Below are 18196 nucleotides of genomic sequence, written 5' to 3' on the forward strand. Positions count from 1 at the left end.
CCGAGCAGTTCTCTAACCGCCGGGGCATCGCGCTGATCGGCGGGGATGTACTGCTCCAGTTCACGAATGACGTGCCGCAGACGGTGAATCTGCTTTTGCCGCTCGAGGTGGCTTTCGGCCCGGCTGGAATACTGGATGTCGCGTTGCCGGCTCATCGCCTGCCAGACCGACTTCGGCTCCCGGCCGTGTGCAGGCCACAACTGCACGGCGAAAATCACCGAGTTGCGGCGCGGATGGTCGTCGAGCACCGCCTCGAGCGGCGTGTTGGAGTAGATGCCGCCATCCCACCAGCTCTCCCCTTCCAGCCGCACAGACGGAAAACCCGGCGGAAACGCTGCGGATGCCATCACATGATCGACATCGAGCGGTGCATCGCGATTCGTGAAATAGCGCATGCGCCCGCTGCCCACGCTCACGGCGCCGACTGTCAGGCGCGTTTCCTTGCCGTTCAGGTAGGAGAAATCGATCAGCGAGAGGAGCGTCTCACGCAACGGCACGGTCGAATAGAGCGCCGCCGACTCCATGATGCCCGCGGGGTGGATGCCGAACATCGCTCCCGGACTAGGGGCGAAGAACGCCGGAATCCCGCGCGTCATGATCGACAGGTTGCGCAGCCACTCGTCGAGCACGGGCAACAAGCCGGAAGTCGCGCTGCCGCGATAGGCCACCTGCTCCCAGAACTGCTTCAGCCTGTCGATGCGCTGCTCGCGTGGATTGCCCGCAATGATTGCGCCGTTGATCGCGCCGATCGAAGTACCGATCACCCAGTCGGGTTCGACGTGGGCTTCATGCAGTGCTTCGTACACACCGGCCTGATAGGCGCCCAGCGCGCCGCCGCCCTGCAGCACAAGGACGATCTGGCCGGCGATATCCTCGCCGTGCGACGGTTCCGGCGAGTCTCCGGGAGCGTGACTCGGTGCTTGCATGGCCATGGTGCTTCTCCGTTTGTGAAGTGTAACGACCCGCCTCGGGCGGTCGGACATTCGAACGGGTTCGCAGGACGCGAGCCTTCAACTGCTGGCGGCGGCGTGGAACGTAGAAGATACGTAGAAGATAGATACCGCGCACACCGGTTGAGGACCATCATGGCACGCGTACATGTCAGCAAGCAATGAAACGAAGTCGGCCCTGATCAGCCCGACGAATACTCCCGCTTGAGCCGGCGGTCGCGCTGCAGAAGTGACATGATCGAGGCGCCTGGCGCCCGCGGCATTGCATTGCTATGCTGCTAGCAGATCATTCTCCCAGGAGTCCGCTTGACCGGTCCGCAGCTCTCCCGGACACCCGCGCGGACCGCCCACGCCGTCGCCGCTCAGGCGAGCCCGTGCGACGAACTCGTCATCGGCGCGCAGCCGCTTGCGCCCGGGCGGCCCTGCCGTTACAAGCGACTCGCTCTGGCGGCTACCATCCTCGGATCGAGCATGGCGTTTATCGACGGCTCGGTGGTCAACGTCGCCCTGCCCTCCATCCAGGCGGAGCTCGGGGCGAGCGTGGCGGCCATCCAATGGGTCGTCAATGCGTATCTGCTGTTTCTCGGTTCGCTCGTGCTGGTGGGCGGCTCGCTCGGTGACAAGCTCGGGAGGCGCACCGTATTCATCACCGGCATCGCCATTTTTACGCTGGCCTCGGCCGGCTGCGGTTTCGCGCCGAACGCGGCCACATTGATCGCTGCGCGCGCGGTGCAAGGCATCGGCGCAGCGTTGCTGGTGCCGAGCAGTCTGGCGATTATCGGCGCGGTCTTCGACGTGGACGAGCGCGGCAAGGCTATCGGCACCTGGGCGGGAGTGGGCGCCATCACCTCGGCGGTGGGGCCGGTGGCGGGCGGCTGGCTGGTCGATACGTTTTCGTGGCGGGCGATCTTCTTTCTGAATCTGCCGATTGCCTGCGCGACCGTCGCGCTCGCACTCGTGGCGGTGCCCAACAGTCATAAGACCGACGCGCCGCGGCAGCTCGACTGGCTGGGTGCCGCGGCCGCTGCAGTGGGGCTCGCCGCGCTGACCTACGGTCTGACGATAGCCTCTTCCCGCGGGCTCGCGGATCGCCGGGTGCTTGCCTTGATCGGCGCGGGCGTGCTGGTGCTGATTGCCTTCGTCATGATCGAAGCGCGAAGCCGCAACCCGATGATGCCGCTCGACGTGTTCCGTTCGCGCGATTTCGTCGGCGCCAACCTTGTGACGCTGCTGTTGTACTTCGGCTTGGGCGGCGTGCTGTTTTTTCTGCCGTTCACGTTGATTCGCGCTTACGGCTACAGCGCCACTGCCGCTGGGGGCGCGTTGCTGCCGTTGCCGGTGACGATCGGACTGCTGTCACGCTTCACCGGCGATCTGACCCGCCGGCACGGTGCGCGGGCGCTGCTGACAGCAGGACCTTGCGTCGCCGCGGCCGGTTTCGCCATGCTGGCGTTGCCGTGGGTGCGCGGCGACTACTGGAGCGGATTCTTCCCTGCGATGATCGTGCTCGGTCTAGGCCTGACCATCACCGTTGCACCGCTGACGACAACGGTCATGGCGGCGGTATCGGCTGAACGGACCGGGGTCGCCTCCGGCATCAACAACGCGGTCGCCCGGGTGGCGAGTCTGCTGGCGATCGCCGTACTCGGGATTGTGTTTGTGTGGTCGCATAACACGGTACTGGCCGCTCGCCTGATTCCGTTGCATGTGCCGCAGGAGGCGCAGCGCGCGGGGCAGTTGCTGGAACCGGGTGCGAATTTGGCAAACTCGCCGGCGCTGGCCCACGCGCAAGCGGATGCGCTCGGCGCAGCGCTGCGCGCGGTCGCGCTGGCTTCGGCTGCCTGCGCGCTGGCCGGCGCTGCTCTCGCAGCCGCCACTGTGCAGCGCCGCAAATGACGTTTCTGCCGAGCCCCAGGCTTCCTCGCGGCCAGGCTGACACATCGCACGGCCGCAGGCGTGCATAATCGTTGCACAGTCTCGGCTTACGATTCACCGACGCACTCGACGCAAGACCAGTTTGTCGTTGATCGGTCCCCATCGTGCGGAACTTGCGTAGCCAAGCCGCTGTCGTTTTATATTTCAGTCACTCCGGCCGAATTGGCCCGTACCTGGACGGCGCCGATCATCGCGGCCGTCCCGCTCATCCCCTATGCGCAAACTACTCATCGTCTGGTTACTGATCCTGTTCGCTGCGCCCGCCTTCGCTGCCGCGCCTGCGCCGGCGTCCGCGGCCACCACCCCTCCCGTCACGCTGACGCCCGCGCAGGCCCGGCAAGCGCTGGTGGTGCTCAACGACCCCAAACAGCGGGCCCAGATCGTCGACACGCTGCACGCGATCGCCGCAGCCGGCGCGCTTAGCGCACCGCCCGCGTCCGCGCCTGCGGCTGCCTCTGCGCCGACTCCAGCCTCGGCGGCAAGCGGCGCGGCGGCCACGGTGCGCGCCGCGTTCGAATCGAACGGTCTCGCCTCCCAGCTGGCCCGCGAGGGCGCCCATGGCGCCGTGCAGGTGGCCGGCTCGCTGCGCCGCTCGCTGGCGGCCCTGCTGGACGTGACGTCCGTGCGCGTGTGGTGGGTCGCGTTGATGAACGACCCGAAGCAGCGCGGCGAACTGGGCACCATTGTCCTCACGCTGCTCGGCGCGCTGATCCCCGCGCTGGCCTTCGAATGGCTGACGCGCCGCCTGCTGCGCAAGGCGCTCACCGCGCTTGCGAACCGTCGCAATATGGACCCGCGCGAGATGTTTCTCGACGAACCGCCGGAGGAAGCGGCAGATGCCAATGGCACTGCTGCCGCCACCGACGCAGCCAGTACGGCTGGCCCATCTGCGCAGGTCGCCGCGAGCGACGGGGACGCCTTTGCCGAGTCCGACGCCGAACTGGCCGCCGCCGGCGCCTCCCCTGCCCCGGTCCCTCCTGCGGCCACGCCGGACACGAACGCCGCATCCGGCCAGCGGCACGCCGCGGTTCACTACTCGCTGATGCGCCGTCTGCCGCGCGCCGCGTTGCGCATGGCGGTTCGATGCATTCCGCTCGCCGTCTTCATCGGCGTAGCGAGCCTGCTGATGTCGATCCTCTCCGAGGACGGCACGCCGCAAGACCACGCCCTCGATTCGATCATCGATATCTATGTGCTGAGCCGCGTGATTGCGATCGTCAGCGGCTTCTTTCTGCAACCGGACGCGCCACGTCTGCGGCTCCTGCAGATGGGCAGCAGATGGGCTGCGTTTACGCAGCGCTGGGTGGTGATCATCGTCAGCGTGGTCGGCGCGGGCTCGGCGCTCGCCGAAACTGCGGTAGCGCTCGGGCTGAACGACGCCGCGCATACCGCACTGATGAAAGTGGTCGCGCTGATCGGCCACGTCATGATCTCTCTGCTGATCCTGCAATGCCGCCGGCCGGTCGCCGCACGCATCCGGTTACGCTGCGCCGCCAGTCCGTCGCTGGCGGTATTCGGCAACGCGCTAGCGGATTCGTGGGCTACGATCAGCGTGTTCGTCGTGATGGCGCTGTGGTTCGTGTGGGCACTCGATGTTCGCAACGGCTATCACACGCTGGTGCACCTGGGCGGCATTTCGATTGCGGTGCTGGTGGGCGCGCGGGTCGTGTCCATCGTGATCTTCGGCGCACTCGCACGGATGTTCGATTCTCAGAACGGCCAGACCAACGACTCCCTCGTTCATCAACACGCTTACCGCTATTACCCGCTGCTACGGCACGTCGTTTCGTCGGTGGTTGGCGTGATCACCGTGCTGGTACTCTTCCAGGTGTGGGGCGCCAACGTGCAGGCGCTGTTCGAGAGCGGCACGATCGGCCACCGGCTCGCTTCCGCGCTGGTGACGATTGCCGTCGCGGCAGGCGTCGCGCTGTTCGTGTGGGAAGCAGCTAACGTCACCGTCGAGCGGCGTCTGCACCAGTGGACCACCGCAGGCGACCTCGTGCGCGCCGCCCGCCTGCGCACCTTGCTGCCGATGCTGCGCAGCCTGCTGTTCGTCGTGATCGCCCTCGTCGTGATGCTCACCATGCTGAGCGAACTCGGGGTGAACATCGGGCCGCTGCTGGCCGGCGCCAGCATCTTTGGCGTCGCGCTCGGCTTCGGTTCGCAGAAGCTGGTGCAGGATTTCATCACGGGCATCTTTCTGCTGATGGAAAACGCCATGCAGGTTGGCGACTGGGTCACGCTTGCCGGCGTATCGGGCACCGTCGAATATCTGTCGATCCGCACGGTGCGTCTACGCGGCGGCGACGGCTCGCTGTACACCGTGCCGTTCAGCTCGGTGTCGACCGTCAACAACACCAACCGCGGCCTCGGCAATGCTGCCGTGAAGGTCAGCATCATCTATGGCCAGGACGTCAGTCTCGCGATCGCAACGCTCAAGGAGATTGGCGCGTCGCTGCGCGAGGATCCGCAGTTCAAGGACGGCATTCTGTCCGACTTCGCGTACTGGGGGATCGACTCCGTGGATGGCTCGGCGATAACGATGTCTGGCCAGATCCAGTGCCGCGATAGCGGACGCTGGGGAGTACAGCGCGAATTCAACCGGCGCGTGGCGCAGCTATTTCAGGAACGCGGCATCCAGATTGCGAATCCGCAGCGCACGGTGTTTGTGCGGGGCGATGGGCCGACGCATCCTGAAGAGGCGGATGAGGCTGCAGCGGGTTCGGCAGAGGTGAATTCGCCGGAGGCACAGCCACCGGCACAGGGCTCGACACAGGCACCGGCGCAGCCCCCCACGCAGGCATCAGCCAAGTCACAGCCCGATCCGGTGAAACGCTCGGGCTCCTGAGCCTGCGCCTCCTCAAGGCACCTGCCACCAGCGCGGCAGCAGGCGACGCACCTCAGGGCGCCGGTAGCGGTCGTCGATCAGATGCACGACACCTGTGTCCTGCTCGGTGCGGATCACCCGCCCGGCGGCTTGCACTACTTTCTGCAGCCCTGGATACAGGTACATGTAGTCGTAGCCGTTGCCGAACTTCGCTTCCATGGTGCGGCGCATCTGCTCGTTGACGTCATTGATCTGCGGCAAGCCGAGCGTCGCGACAAAGGCGCCGATGAGCTGCTCGCCCACCAGGTCGACGCCCTCCGAGAACGCCCCGCCCAACACGGCGAAACCCACGCCTTGGCCCATGGCCCGGAAGCGCGCGAGAAAGGCTTCACGCGCGGCCTCGTCCATGCCTTGCTCCTGCATCCAGACAGGAACCTCGGGATAGCGCTCGCGCATCAACGCCACGACCCGCTGCAGATAATCGAAGCTGCTTAGGAAGCCCAGGTAGTTGCCGGGCTGCACCGCGTACTGCTGCGCGATCAGCTCGACAATCGGCGAGAGAGAGCGTTCGCGATCGCGCCAGCGTGTCGATACATGGCTCGCGACATGCACCTTCAGTTGCTCCGCTCGAAACGGTCCTTCGACGTCGAGCCAACGGGTTTCTTCCGGAAGGCCGAGCGTGTCCCGATAGAAATCATGCGGACTCAGCGTGCCCGAAAACATCACGGTGGTGCGCGCCGCCGCGTAGCGCGGGGCAAGGAATGGCGCTGGGATCACGTTGCGCACACAAAGCGTCGAGGTACGCGCAGCGTAAGCCCCGGAAGCGAGCGTCGTGTCGAACACCGAATGCTCACCGAACTGCTCAGCTAGCGACACGAAATGCATCGCATCGAAATAGAAACGCAACTGCGTTTCGTCGATCGACAACGGCGCCTCCGCCAGTTGCTCGGTCACGGCACCGATCAGGTTTTGCGCGGCGCTCAACAGGCGCGGCGGCACTTCGGAATGCACCTGATAGCCCTCGGTCTGCACGCGATTCAACGCATTCCACTCGCGATTGAGCCGTTCGAGCGGCTTGCGCAACGCGACGGGAGCGCTCTTGCGCGCGGCACGGAATGCGCTCTGCTCGAGCGAAGCCGTGTACATCCGGCGCGCCCGGTCGAGCAGGTTGTGCGCTTCGTCGACCAGCACGGCCACTCGCCACTGGTTCATTTGCGTGAGCGCGTATAGCAACGCGCTGCTGTCGTAGTAGTAGTTGTAGTCGCCCACTACGATGTCGCTCCAGCGCACCAGTTCCTGCGCGAGATAGTACGGACAGACGTCGTGCGCGAGTGCTGCTGAGCGGACAGTCGCGCGGTCGAGACGGCGGTGAGCAAGCGCCGAGGTGCGCGCCTCGTCGAGGCGGTCGTAGAAACCTCGCGCGAGCGGGCACGAGTCGCCATGGCAGGCCTTGTCCGGATGCTCGCAGGCTTTGTCGCGCGCCACCAGCTCGAGTGTGCGCAACGGCAAGGCGTTCACGTTGCCGTTGGCCTCTGCACTGGCATGCAGCACGTCTACAGCATCCAGCGCGAGTGCGCGCCCCGGCGTCTTGGCGGTCAGAAAAAAGATCCGTTCCACCTGATCAGCTGCACAGGCCTTCAGCAGCGGAAAAATGGTCGCGAGCGTCTTGCCGATGCCAGTAGGCGCCTGCGCCATCAAATTCTGTCCGTCACGTGCAGCGCGGTAAACCGACACCGCCAGTTCGCGCTGACCGCTGCGAAACTCAGCGTGCGGAAACGCCAATGTGCCTAGCGCCGCATTGCGTGCGCTGCGGTGCGCCTCTTCTTGACTGGCCCAGCCGATAAACCGTTCGCACTGCTCGACAAAAAATGCTTCCAGAGAGGCCGCAGCGTGCAACTGGGTCAGCACGGTCTCCTTCTGGCTCGCAATATCGAAGTAGACCAGCGCGACCTGCACCTCCGTCAGGCCGCGCGACTGACACAGTAGATGCCCATAAACGAGCGCCTGAGCCCAATGCAATACGCGGTGATTGTCCGGCATCGCCGCGAGGTCGCCACGATAGGTCTTGACCTCTTCGAGCCGGTTAAGCACAGGGTCATAGCCGTCCGCCCGACCGCGCACGCTGAGGCTGCGATGCACACCAGTCAGCGTGATCTCCGCCTCATAGTCGTCAGCCCGTCGCCCCGCTACGGTGGCATGTCCCGCGATCCCTTCCGCAGCGGTAGGCGCGGGCGTAAAGCGCAGATCGAGATCGCCACGTCTCGCCGTGAACTCGCACAACGCCCGCACGGCCACAACGTAGGTCATGCGTCCGCCTCGGCATCAGCGGCAAGTTCGTCGTCGGCCCAGCGTACATCGAGCACGCGTACGGGCATGCCGTGCTGCGCGCAGTATTCGAGCCAGCGGATCTGGTTATCCTGCAGGCGATCGCCAGGACCCTTCACCTCGATCAGTTCATAGCACCGCTCGGCGGGCCAGAAGCGCACGAGATCCGGCAAGCCGGAACGGTTGCTGCGGACATCGCGCAGCAACCGTTCGAACCAGAGTTTCAGATGCGCGGCCGGCAGACAATCGAGTGCCTGAATGACAAGCTCGGGCGTCAAAGTACCCCAGAACACGAACGGAGACTGCAATCCTGCTTTGCTCTCGAGATGCCGAAGCATCGTCTCTCGATACGTTCCGCTGTCGAGTTGCGCGAGGCAAGCCTCGAACTGCGCGGCGCGGCGCGCGTGGAAATCCGGTGCGTGCAGATCCGCTGGGCCGCGCTGGAAGGGATGAAAAAACGCACCCGGGATCGCCGCGAACACAGGTTCCCAGCACAGCAAACCGAACAGCGAATTGATCAGCGCATTTTCGACATAGTGAACCGGCGCGTGCGGACAACTCAGATGATCGCGCGCGACGTACTCCACCGCGAGAGGCGCAGCGGGCCGAGGCAAAACCAGCGTACTGCGCTCGATGGGCCGCGCAGTTATGCCCCTCGCTACCTGTAGACCCAGACGGCGTTTCAGTCGCGGCACCATGCGCGCGAGGCGCTGCCGTTCCTCTTCGCTTTCCGGCCCTTCCGCCGCCTGCTGGGCGAGCGCGAACGCGGCCTCAAAACGGCCGCAGCGTTCGAGCACCCGTATCCTCCTATGACGTGCCCCCGGCCACGTGCAACGTACATAAACCGTCAGCGCCGCTTCCCACTGCTGCCGGCGTTCGCAATGCTGTCCGATGCGAAAGAGCAGCTTCGCGCGACGCGTTTCGAGCCACGGGTTGCGGATCTCGATAGCGGCGATTTCGTCGAGCAGCGGGTCAATGGACTCCTCTGCCGCCAGAGTCTCGAGCGTTTCACGACAGGCGTGCAAGGCGAGATAACCATCCACATCCGCGCGCTGTTGAAACGCCCGTGACGACCGCGAAAACGCCACTTTTTCGTACTGGAATACGCCGAGATCGGCGAGCACGAACTCCGACCAGTCCTGCTGCAGATTGCCGAAGAACATCAGCCTCAGACGCTCGCACAGCGGCGCGACGGTGACGTGAAACACGCGGTCGGAGGTCTGCGGATTCCAGACGTCGTAGGGCCTGGCGTCCTGACAGGTCGCCCGCAAGGCGTCGAGCAGATCCGACTTGCGGGTCCCTTTGCGTGCGGGGACGTCGGTAAAAATCTGCTGCAGTTCCGGGCGGGTCGCCAGCGCGAACAGTTCATCGAGGCTTAGGTGGGGTGTGGCGTCGATCCAGCCGAGCGCGATCAACGGCGTGGCGGCCAGCAGCGGGCAGCCAATTTCGTCGTAGGTCAGGCGGCTGGCTTTGAAAAGCGTGCCTTTACGCATCAGCATGCGCACGAGTAGCGCCCGCGATGCCTGCGGCAAGTTGCTGAATTCCGTGAGAAAGCGGCGCTCGTCAGAGCCGAGCACGTCGTCGTAGCGCTCGGCGAGCCATGACAGCGCACGTTCGAAATTCAGCAGGTAGTAAAGCGCCCACGGCGGCGGCGAGCTCTTCCCTGTCTGACCGGCAGGGGAGTCGGAAGGAACATCGATAGTAGCGACGGAGGGCGAGTCAGGAAGCATCGGTCACCACGGGGCGATCATCGGACTGTATGTTTATACAGTATATGATAGCAAACCGCGTATGGCTGGGAAATGTGCGGCGAAACGAAATTGGCTGGATTCGCGTACGGTTGCTAGACCCGCGAGCACGGAGTTGTCTGGATTTCCCGGAAAGCGCGCCATTCAACCGACTGTCTGGGCGCGGTCGGTTCCCAATCGACATTCTGTTGAAGAAGGATTGTTCAGAGACGGTGAGAGGCGCGTAACGTCCCTGAGCGGAGATATATGGAGCTACTCAGAACACCCGATGCCCGTTCGGCAACGGATCACCGCACCCGCTCAAGAATTACTTCCCAAGCGGCTTTGGGCTTTTGGTATTTGTCGGTCGTGACGTGCTCTAACGCAATCATGTTCCAACCATCCGCGAAGAGTCGACGCACCGCGATTTCGTCAAAGAAGCGCTTCGGCTGTCCGTTCACCAGAAAATAGTTCGGTTCGATTTCTTCGCATCCATCCGCGCCAAAATTTGTATCCTCGGTGGAGTTCAGTCGGCATACCAACACTCCACCCAGTCGTAGAGCCAATCGCACGCGATTCACGATCGACACGGTTTCTTCCCAGGCAAAGTAGTGAAGCGACAGACTCGCCAACGCAACGCCGAGGTCCGTGGCATCTTCGGGAAGTGGATCACGAACGTCTCGTCGCTCGATGCGCGCGGAGGGTACTCTGATCTTCGTCGACGTTACCGAAGTGCGTGACGTGTCAAAGCCGATCACGCGCAGGCCAGCTTTCGCCAAGCTTGCGGTGTCGTCGCCGTAGCCACAGCCAATCTCAAGCACGGGCCGTTCGCCTGAGCGCGCCTTGATTAATGCCAGCCACCGGTCTAGCCAAGGATCGGGGAACATGGGGAGCATATTCCAGAGGTAGTTTTTGGAACGATTTCCGTTGCCTGCATAAGGCCCGCATCAGTTTTCTGCGAACCGGCCATTCACCCGTTGTTGCATCCGATATGCCATATATCCTGACGAGAATGAATCGACGCGGCAGATGACAATTTCTATATTGATCGGAGACCTGCCAGTTCAAGGAGGGAAGAAAGGGCTCTTTGCGATACGCGAGGACACATGCTGATTGTCGACCTTCTCTCCGAAGTCTCGCGTCCTCCCTAATGCTAATCCCTGACCGTCTTCCGGACCGCCGCACCCAGGACAGAAAGCCGGTCTTCCCGCTCCAGGTACGCCCGTTCGGCTTCGTCTAGCGTTGTCTGAACGAAACCCACTGTATCACCAGGCAACGCCTGCGCGAGCGCGGGCAAGTCGGCGCTGATCACATAGCCGATCTTCGGATAGCCGCCCGCGCCTTGTCGGTCAGCCATCAGCACGATCGGGTGGCCGTCCGGCGGCACCTGAATCGTGCCGAAGTTGACACCCTCGGACACCATATCCAGTGGATGCCGCAGGTCAAGAACAGAACCATCGAGCCTGTAGCCCATCCGGTCCGATCTGGCATCGATACGAAACGTGTCGCGGACGAAGCGCTGCTGCGCGTTGGCGCTGAACTTATCCCACTGCGGTCCGCATATAAAGCGCAGTGCTCCGACGAGCGCAGCAGGAGACTGGCTGCGAATTACAGGACCATTCACGAACGGCATGCCGGAGGCAACGAGCGCGGCCTGAAGCTCGGGGTAGCCGACGTCGGCCGGATGCAGCGGCACCTGATCCCCTTTGCGCAACGCGCGCCCCTCGAAGCCGCCGAATGCTCCGCGCACAAACGTGCTGCGGCTACCCAGCACCGGCTCCGTTGCAAAACCACCCCGGACCGCCAGATAAGCACGCGCCCCACCCGTGCGCCTGCCGAACACAAGCGCCGAGTTGCGCCGCACGAGAACTGCCCGGTTGCGCGGCGCCTGCACACCGTCGATCGCAATCTCCATGTCGGCGCCGGTGACGGCGATCAGCGTGTCGCAATCGAAGCGCAGACTGGGTCCCTGCAGCGTGCATTCGAGCGTCGCAGCCGTTTCGCAGTTGCCGACGAGCAGGTTCGCCACACGATGCGACCATTCGTCCATCGCACCGTTGACCGGCACGCCGAGCCGCTGCGACCCGTAGCGACCACCGTCCTGCAGCAGGGAAAAAAGCCCGGGTTTGTCGACGTGCATCATGACTGGCGCTCGTCCATTGCGATGAACGTCTCGGGTGACACCGGCACGAAATTCAGGCGGTCTCCCAGTCGCAGGCGGGTGGGCGGCGTCCACGCGAGATCGAACATGCTCCATGGTGTGCGTCCGATCACATTCCACCCACCGGGCGATGTAACCTGATAGATCGAAGACAGACCATTGGCAATCGCCACCGATCCTGCCTCGACGCGCGCATGGGGCGTGCTTCGGCGCGGCACGGCGAGCCGCGCGTCGAGCGGGCCCGCGAAGGGATTGCCGGGGGAGAAGAAGAAAGTCTGCACGACCAGTTCCGATGCGCCGTGCAAACGGATGACTTCATCGGTCGTGAGGTCACAGTGGCGCGCGACGTCATCGAGATCGGGGCCGTACTCACCCCCGTAGCAGACCGGGACCTCGACCAGCCGGGTACTCTGTTCGACGGGCGGAATGCCGCCTTCAAGCAGCGTAGCAAGCGAGTCTGCGAGTTGCCGGTAAGGAGACCCCTTGTCGCGTGGCAAGCGCTCCGGCAGATAATGCAGCGAGACCGTCGTGAAAGCGGGCACGATATCCACCACTCCCTGCGGCGTATGCGCCAGCAGCCAGGCTGTGAGCGAATGCACGTCGCGGGTTGTCGCCGGGTCGATGCGCTCGCCGAGGCGAACCATCAGGCAGCGATCGCCGAGCGCTTCAATGCGTGGAAATCCGCCGTTGCGCGGGAGCGTTTCTTCGCGGCCGTTCATGTTTCGATGTTCAGTTCGCTGATCGGCCGCAGGCGCACGCCAGCTCCTTCGAGCGCGGCGCGCACGGCTGTGGCGATCGCTACGCCATGCGGGTTGTCGCCGTGCACGCAGATCGTGTGTACCGGCATGGCTACCTTGCGCCCACCCACGGTTCGGATCGCCTGTTCGTCGACCATCCGCAGCGCCTGCGCGGCAGCCGCCGCCGGGTCATGGATGACTGCGCCGGGCTCGCTGCGGGGCAGCAGCAGCCCGTTGTCCGCATAAAGACGATCGGCAAACACTTCGCATGCCACACGGACGCCGCCGCGGCGGGCAGCCCGCTCGGTTTCATTATGAGGTGTACTAACCAGGACAAGGTCGCGGTCCAGCGCGCGCATTGCCCGTACCAATGCGTCCGACAGGCCGCGATCCTCGAAAGCCAACGTCGCCAGCGCGCCATGCAGCTTCACATGGGTGACCCGGTGGCCTACGGCACGGGCCATGCCCTGCAGGGCCGCAATCTGGTAGATCAGCATCTTCTCGATGTCGGCGGGACTGTCGCCGATGATCTTGCGGCGCCCGAAGCCCCAGAGGTCGTTGAAGCCCGGATGCGCACCAAGATCGACGCTTCCTTCCAGGGCACGCGTCGCAGTTCGGTGCATCACGACGGGGTCGCCGCCGTGGAATCCACAGGCGACATTGGCCGACGTGATCAACCCCAGCATCGCCTCGTCATCCCCGATTCTATAGGGACCAAAGCTCTCGCCCAGGTCTGAGTTCAGATCCACTTCACGCATTTTTTCCTCTGGAAGAATGGGCTTCGAAAGTTTGGTATACCGTTGGCATGCAATGTGCGTGCCATTGAAGGCGAACCGCTTCCAACTGGAGAAACCGATGTCGAGCATGTTGCAGAGGATGAGTTGCGCCGTGGCCGCCGCCGCGGCTCTCCTGAGCGGGGCCGCGCAGGCGTCCGAGCTGGATTTTGCGAGCTGGGGCGGCGCTTACCAGAACGCGATTCGCGAAGCCTGGCTCAAGCCCTTTTCCAGCGAGACCGGCATCAAGGTGCAGGAGGACACCGATCCGCAAGTGGCCAAGATCCGCGCGATGATTGACACCCACTCCGTGGCGTGGGACGTCGTCACCGAGAACAGCGCCCGGCTGACACGCGGCATCAAGCTCGGCGTGTTCGAGAAGATCACGCCGGCCATGGTCGATCAGACGCATGTCATTCCCGCCGCGCGCAACGATTACGGCGTGCCGTCGGAGATTTTCTCGACCAACATCGGTTTTTCGACCAGGACATTCCCGGCTGGCAAACCGCAGCCCAGTACCTTTGCCGACTTCTGGGACGTCACCCGGTTTCCCGGCAAGCGCACGCTGCAGGACGACCCCGCCACCGTGATCGAGGCTGCACTGATCGCCGACGGCGTTGCTCCCGCCGATGTCTACAAGGTGCTGTCCACCCCTGCGGGCATGGATCGCGCGATGAAGCAGATTCAGAAGATCAAACCGTATGTTGCGATGTGGTGGAAGAACGGCGCTGAACCTGTGAATGCCCTCGCCAGCGGTGAGGCGGTGATGGCGCTCGGCTGGAACGGGCGCTTCCAGGCCGGCATGGACGCGGGCCTGCCCATCCAGATGGGCTGGGGCAACGCGGTGGCTCAGGTCGGCTACTTCGCTATCGTCAAGGGCGCACCGCACCGCGCCGAGGCCATCAAGCTGCTCAACTACATGAGCCAGCCGAAGAACCAGGCCGAATTCAGCAAATACATCGCTTATGGGCCGACTACCGAAGCTGCCTTCCCGCTGATCGACGACGCGCGCAAGCAGCGTCTGCCGTCCACGCCCGAGCGCCTGAAGAACGCACTGTTCATCGACTCAGACTTCTGGGACAAGAACGGCCCGGCCATCACCGAGCGTTACAACCAGATCCGCGCCCAATAGGCGGCACGCGGTCCCCGCAACCTATCCCCGCCTCTTTGCCATTCCCGGGCCAGAGCGCCGAAGGATCAGACTGGAACAACGATGGCAAGCACCGCCCCCCTTCCACCGCACGCCGCACGCAAGAACGCCACGGCATGGGTACGGCGCCGCAGAAACCATGCGGCCATGCTCGCTGTCGTGCCCCTGTTGCTGTTCCTGCTGCTGTTCTTTGTCGGGCCGATTGCCGGCTTTCTCAAAGAAAGCTTTTACCGCGACGGCACGCTCACGCTCGCTCACTACCGTCACATACTCGATACACCGGTCTATCGCATCGTGCTGGGCAATACGTTCACCATTGCCGCCGCCGTCACGGTGTCCTGCGTGGTGATGAGCTACCCGCTCGCTTATCTGATGGCCACGGTGTCGCCGACCGTGGCGCGTCTGCTGTTCTTTGCGGTGCTGCTGCCTTTCTGGTCCAGTGCACTGGTACGCACCGCGGCATGGATCGCGCTGCTGGGTAAGAACGGACCTCTCAATACGTTGCTGACAAGCGTCGGCATCGTCGACGCGCCCATCGCGTTCCTCTACAACTTCACGGGCGTGATGATCGGCATGACGCACGTCCTCATGCCGTTCGTGGTGCTGCCGCTGTATGCCTCGTTCCGCTCCATGGACACCGCGCTGGTACAGGCCGCGCAAAGCCTCGGCGCGCGTTCCGCCAGCGTCTTGCGCCATGTGGTGTTGCCGCTTACCAGCCCGGGCGCGGTCGCAGGCGCGATCATCGTCTTTATGAACGCGGTGGGTTACTACATCACGCCGTCGCTCATGGGAGGGCCGGGCCAACGCATGGTGGCCGAGCTGATCTCGTACAACATCACGGAGGAACTCAACTGGGGACTGGCAGCGGCGCTCGCCGGCGTGCTGCTCGTCACCGTGCTGCTGTCGATGTGGCTCTTCAACCGCCTGTTCGGACTCGACCGGCTCATCAGCGGCACGGCCGCCAAAGGCACGAGCGCGGCCAGCGCGCGGTGCACCCGGGGCGGCCGCCTGGCGGTGCTGGCCGGCGGCGCATGTGCCGTGTTCCTGCTGCTGCCCATCCTCATCGTGATCCCGATGAGCTTCGGCACCAGCGACTTCCCGGTGTTTCCGCCGCCGCAGTACGGTTTGCGCTGGTACGCCAGCTTCTTCCAGGACCCGAAGTGGCTGGACGCCCTCGGGTCGAGCCTGCGCGTCGGCCTGACGGTGACGGTCATCGCCACCGTGCTCGGGACCGCAGCCGCACTCGGCGTGCACAAGCTGCGTTGGGTGCGCAAAAGCTGGCTCGACATGCTGTTCGTCGTGCCCATGTCGGTGCCGGCGATCATCACCGCAGTGGCGCTGTATTACCTCATGGCGCCGTTGGGCTGGGTCGCCAATTCGGTTGCCGTGGTGCTGGGCCATACCGTGCTCGCTTCGCCCTACGTCTACATCACGGTGCGCGCGGCGTTGCGCAGCTTCGACCCCGGCCTCGAACTGGCGGCACTGGGTCTCGGCGCGTCCTGGCCGAAGATGTTCCGGCTGGTCATGTTGCCGGCGCTACTACCGAGTCTGATCGGCGGCGCGGTGTTCGCCTTCGTCACGTCGTTCGACGATGTCGTGATGGCGCTCTTCCTCACCACCATCCACAACCGCACGCTACCCAAGCTGATGTATGAGGGGCTCTCCCAGGACTTCGATCCGACCGTGATTTCCGCCTCCTGTGTGCTGATCGCGGCCACCGCCCTCATCCTGGTTGCCAACCTCCTGACCGGCAGAAACCGGGGAGCCTAAGATGCAACACATCGCAGAGTCCAACTCACCATTGCCGCCGCAGTTCGCCGCGCAAGCCGAACACCAGGGCAAGGACATCGCCCTGAGCGGCATTCGTAAAACCTACGGCCCTGCTGTCGCCCTCCCCGAGCTGAGCCTCGACGTGCCGCGTGGCCAGTTCTGCACTCTGCTCGGCGCCTCGGGATCCGGCAAAACCACGCTGCTGAAAATCATCGCCGGCTTCGAGGCACCGGACGCGGGCAGCGTGCGCATCGGCGGCGGGGACGTAACACACACGCCGATCGCCCTGCGCAACATCGGCATGGTGTTTCAGAACTACGCGCTGTTCCCGCACATGACGGTATTCGACAACGTCGCCTTTGCGCTGCGCATGCGCCGCCTGCCGCGCGACGAAATCAGGCGGCGCGTCGGCGAGGTGCTGGAACTGGTCAGCATGGACACACTGCTCGGGCGGCTGCCGCGCGAACTCTCGGGCGGCCAGCAACAACGCGTGGCGCTGGCGCGTGCGCTGGTCTTCACGCCTGACGTCCTGTTGATGGACGAACCACTGGGCGCGCTCGACAAGAACCTGCGCCAGGCGATCCAGTTGCAGTTGAAGAAACTGCACCACGAGTTGGGCCTGACCATCGTGTTCGTCACGCACGACCAGGAAGAGGCGATGAATCTGTCCGAGCGCATCGTCATCATGGATCACGGTCGCATCGTCCAGGCCGGTGCGCCCGAAGCGCTCTACCGCACGCCGGAATCGCCGTTCGTGGCCGGCTTTCTCGGCGAATGCAATTTCGTCGACCGGGCGGGCTGCATGTTAGGCGTGCGGCCGGAAAACGTACGCATCGGCACCCAGCTGACCTCATCGGACCTGCGCCATGAAGGGCGGATCGTCGCCTCGACCTTCTGCGCACTGCATTGGAAGATATTCATCGAAGCACCTGGCCGCACGGTGGTCGCCTACGTGCCGGCCGGCACCGGCGCGGCCGAGCGCACGCCGGGCCAGTCCGTCGTCTGGGGCTTCAGCGCCACAGACGCAATGGAGTTCGCCGCGGCATGACGCCTGCGACGAATCCGTGCGCCATGCCGCCAACGCCACTCCATGTTTATTTGCTCCCACTCCGATAACCATGAACAACAACCCAACCATCGAGACAAACGGCGCCGCTCCGCGTCCCACATCCACCAAGGCACCGCACCCCGTGCTGTCCGCAGGCGACGAGGCGCCGGATCTGGCAGGCGATGCTTACCAGGCCCTGCTGGACATGATCCAGCGTGGCGTCCTGCCCCCCGAGACGCCGTTGCAGGAACGCACGCTGGCGGCCACCCTTGGCATTTCGCGCACCCCGCTGCGCGAGGCCATGAGCCGCCTGATCGGCGGCGGCTTCGCCGTGCGGACCGCGCGCGGCCAACTGGTCGTCAAGGAACCCGTCCTGCGCCAGTATCTGGAAATCTTCCAGATCCGTGTGCTCCTCGAAGCCGAGGCGGCGGCCTGCGCCGCAACCCGGCTCGACGAGCAGCGCGCCCGCGCTGTGATGGCTGAAGTGCAGGCCCTGCTGGCAACCGGCAGCTCCTCTATCGAAGAAAATCACCGCGTCGACAACCTCGTGCACGACACCATCGCCGCTGCCAGCGGCAACCCGATGCTCGCGCAACTGATCCACGACCTGCGCATCAAGGCACGCTGCTTCGACCAGAACGGCACACCCGAACGCTTCGAGCCTGGCTGCCGCGAACACATTGCGATTCTGCAGGCCATCGTGGAGCGCAATCCCGAAGCGGCTAGCGAAGCCATGCGGCAGCACCTCGACACCGTGCGCGTCGGTCTCGTCGCGCGTCACACCCGCCTCTGA

13 protein-coding genes are annotated in these 18196 nt (G+C 64.3%); 6 read left to right on the top strand and 7 right to left on the bottom strand.

Features of this window, described 5'->3' with window-relative positions; translation table 11 throughout:
- Nucleotides 1-932 (bottom strand): patatin-like phospholipase family protein (locus tag M0954_RS05445; RefSeq protein ID WP_297352033.1); only part of this gene is annotated, 932 nt, incomplete at its 3' end.
- 324 nt (nt 933-1256) lie between these two features.
- Here M0954_RS05445 and M0954_RS05450 point away from each other — a divergent pair.
- Complete coding sequence (locus tag M0954_RS05450; RefSeq protein WP_297352035.1) at nt 1257-2846, top strand: MFS transporter; 1590 nt, start codon at nt 1257-1259, stop codon at nt 2844-2846.
- A 253-nt stretch (nt 2847-3099) separates the two neighbouring features.
- Nucleotides 3100-5733 (top strand): mechanosensitive ion channel domain-containing protein, encoded by a 2634-nt coding sequence (locus tag M0954_RS05455; RefSeq protein ID WP_297352037.1) that lies wholly within the window; start codon nt 3100-3102, stop codon nt 5731-5733.
- Between the two features lie 12 nt (nt 5734-5745).
- Here the strand turns inward: M0954_RS05455 and M0954_RS05460 are convergent, their stop codons facing one another.
- The 6 genes from M0954_RS05460 to M0954_RS05485 all read right to left on the bottom strand — a co-directional run bounded on the left by M0954_RS05460 (nt 5746) and on the right by M0954_RS05485 (nt 13528).
- Complete coding sequence (locus tag M0954_RS05460) at nt 5746-8019, bottom strand: ATP-dependent DNA helicase (RefSeq protein ID WP_297352039.1); 2274 nt, start codon at nt 8017-8019, stop codon at nt 5746-5748.
- Nucleotides 8016-9767: a VRR-NUC domain-containing protein gene (locus tag M0954_RS05465; protein WP_297352041.1), complete on the bottom strand. Its 1752-nt coding sequence runs from the start codon at nt 9765-9767 to the stop codon at nt 8016-8018. Before M0954_RS05465 ends, M0954_RS05460 begins: the two co-directional genes overlap by 4 nt.
- Nucleotides 9768-10072: 305 nt before the next feature.
- A complete protein-coding gene (locus M0954_RS05470; protein WP_122155864.1) occupies nt 10073-10651 on the bottom strand; it encodes a trans-aconitate 2-methyltransferase in 579 nt (192 codons plus the stop codon).
- Nucleotides 10652-10917: 266 nt separating this feature from the next.
- Nucleotides 10918-11907, bottom strand: coding sequence for a biotin-dependent carboxyltransferase family protein (locus M0954_RS05475; protein ID WP_297352043.1), 990 nt, complete (start codon nt 11905-11907; stop codon nt 10918-10920).
- Nucleotides 11904-12644 (bottom strand): 5-oxoprolinase subunit PxpB, encoded by a 741-nt coding sequence (gene pxpB, locus M0954_RS05480; RefSeq protein WP_297352045.1) that lies wholly within the window; start codon nt 12642-12644, stop codon nt 11904-11906. The genes M0954_RS05475 and pxpB overlap by 4 nt, the downstream gene beginning before the upstream one ends.
- The gene (locus M0954_RS05485) at nt 12641-13528 is read right to left on the bottom strand and encodes a LamB/YcsF family protein (protein ID WP_297352047.1); all 888 of its coding nucleotides are present in this window, start codon (nt 13526-13528) and stop codon (nt 12641-12643) included. The genes pxpB and M0954_RS05485 overlap by 4 nt, the downstream gene beginning before the upstream one ends.
- 22 nt (nt 13529-13550) lie before the next feature.
- Between M0954_RS05485 and M0954_RS05490 the strand changes: the two genes are divergently transcribed.
- The 4 genes from M0954_RS05490 (at nt 13551) to M0954_RS05505 (ending at nt 18196) form a co-directional block, all read left to right on the top strand.
- The gene (locus M0954_RS05490; protein ID WP_297352049.1) at nt 13551-14567 is read left to right on the top strand and encodes an ABC transporter substrate-binding protein; all 1017 of its coding nucleotides are present in this window, start codon (nt 13551-13553) and stop codon (nt 14565-14567) included.
- An 81-nt stretch (nt 14568-14648) separates the two neighbouring features.
- Complete coding sequence (locus tag M0954_RS05495; protein WP_297352051.1) at nt 14649-16355, top strand: ABC transporter permease subunit; 1707 nt, start codon at nt 14649-14651, stop codon at nt 16353-16355.
- A gap of 1 nt (nt 16356) precedes the next feature.
- The gene (locus tag M0954_RS05500) at nt 16357-17403 is read left to right on the top strand and encodes an ABC transporter ATP-binding protein (RefSeq protein WP_297352053.1); all 1047 of its coding nucleotides are present in this window, start codon (nt 16357-16359) and stop codon (nt 17401-17403) included.
- 70 nt (nt 17404-17473) lie between these two features.
- Nucleotides 17474-18196: a GntR family transcriptional regulator gene (locus M0954_RS05505; RefSeq protein WP_297352055.1), complete on the top strand. Its 723-nt coding sequence runs from the start codon at nt 17474-17476 to the stop codon at nt 18194-18196.

The organism is Paraburkholderia sp. (assembly GCF_026225065.1).
GTDB lineage: Bacteria > Pseudomonadota > Gammaproteobacteria > Burkholderiales > Burkholderiaceae > Paraburkholderia.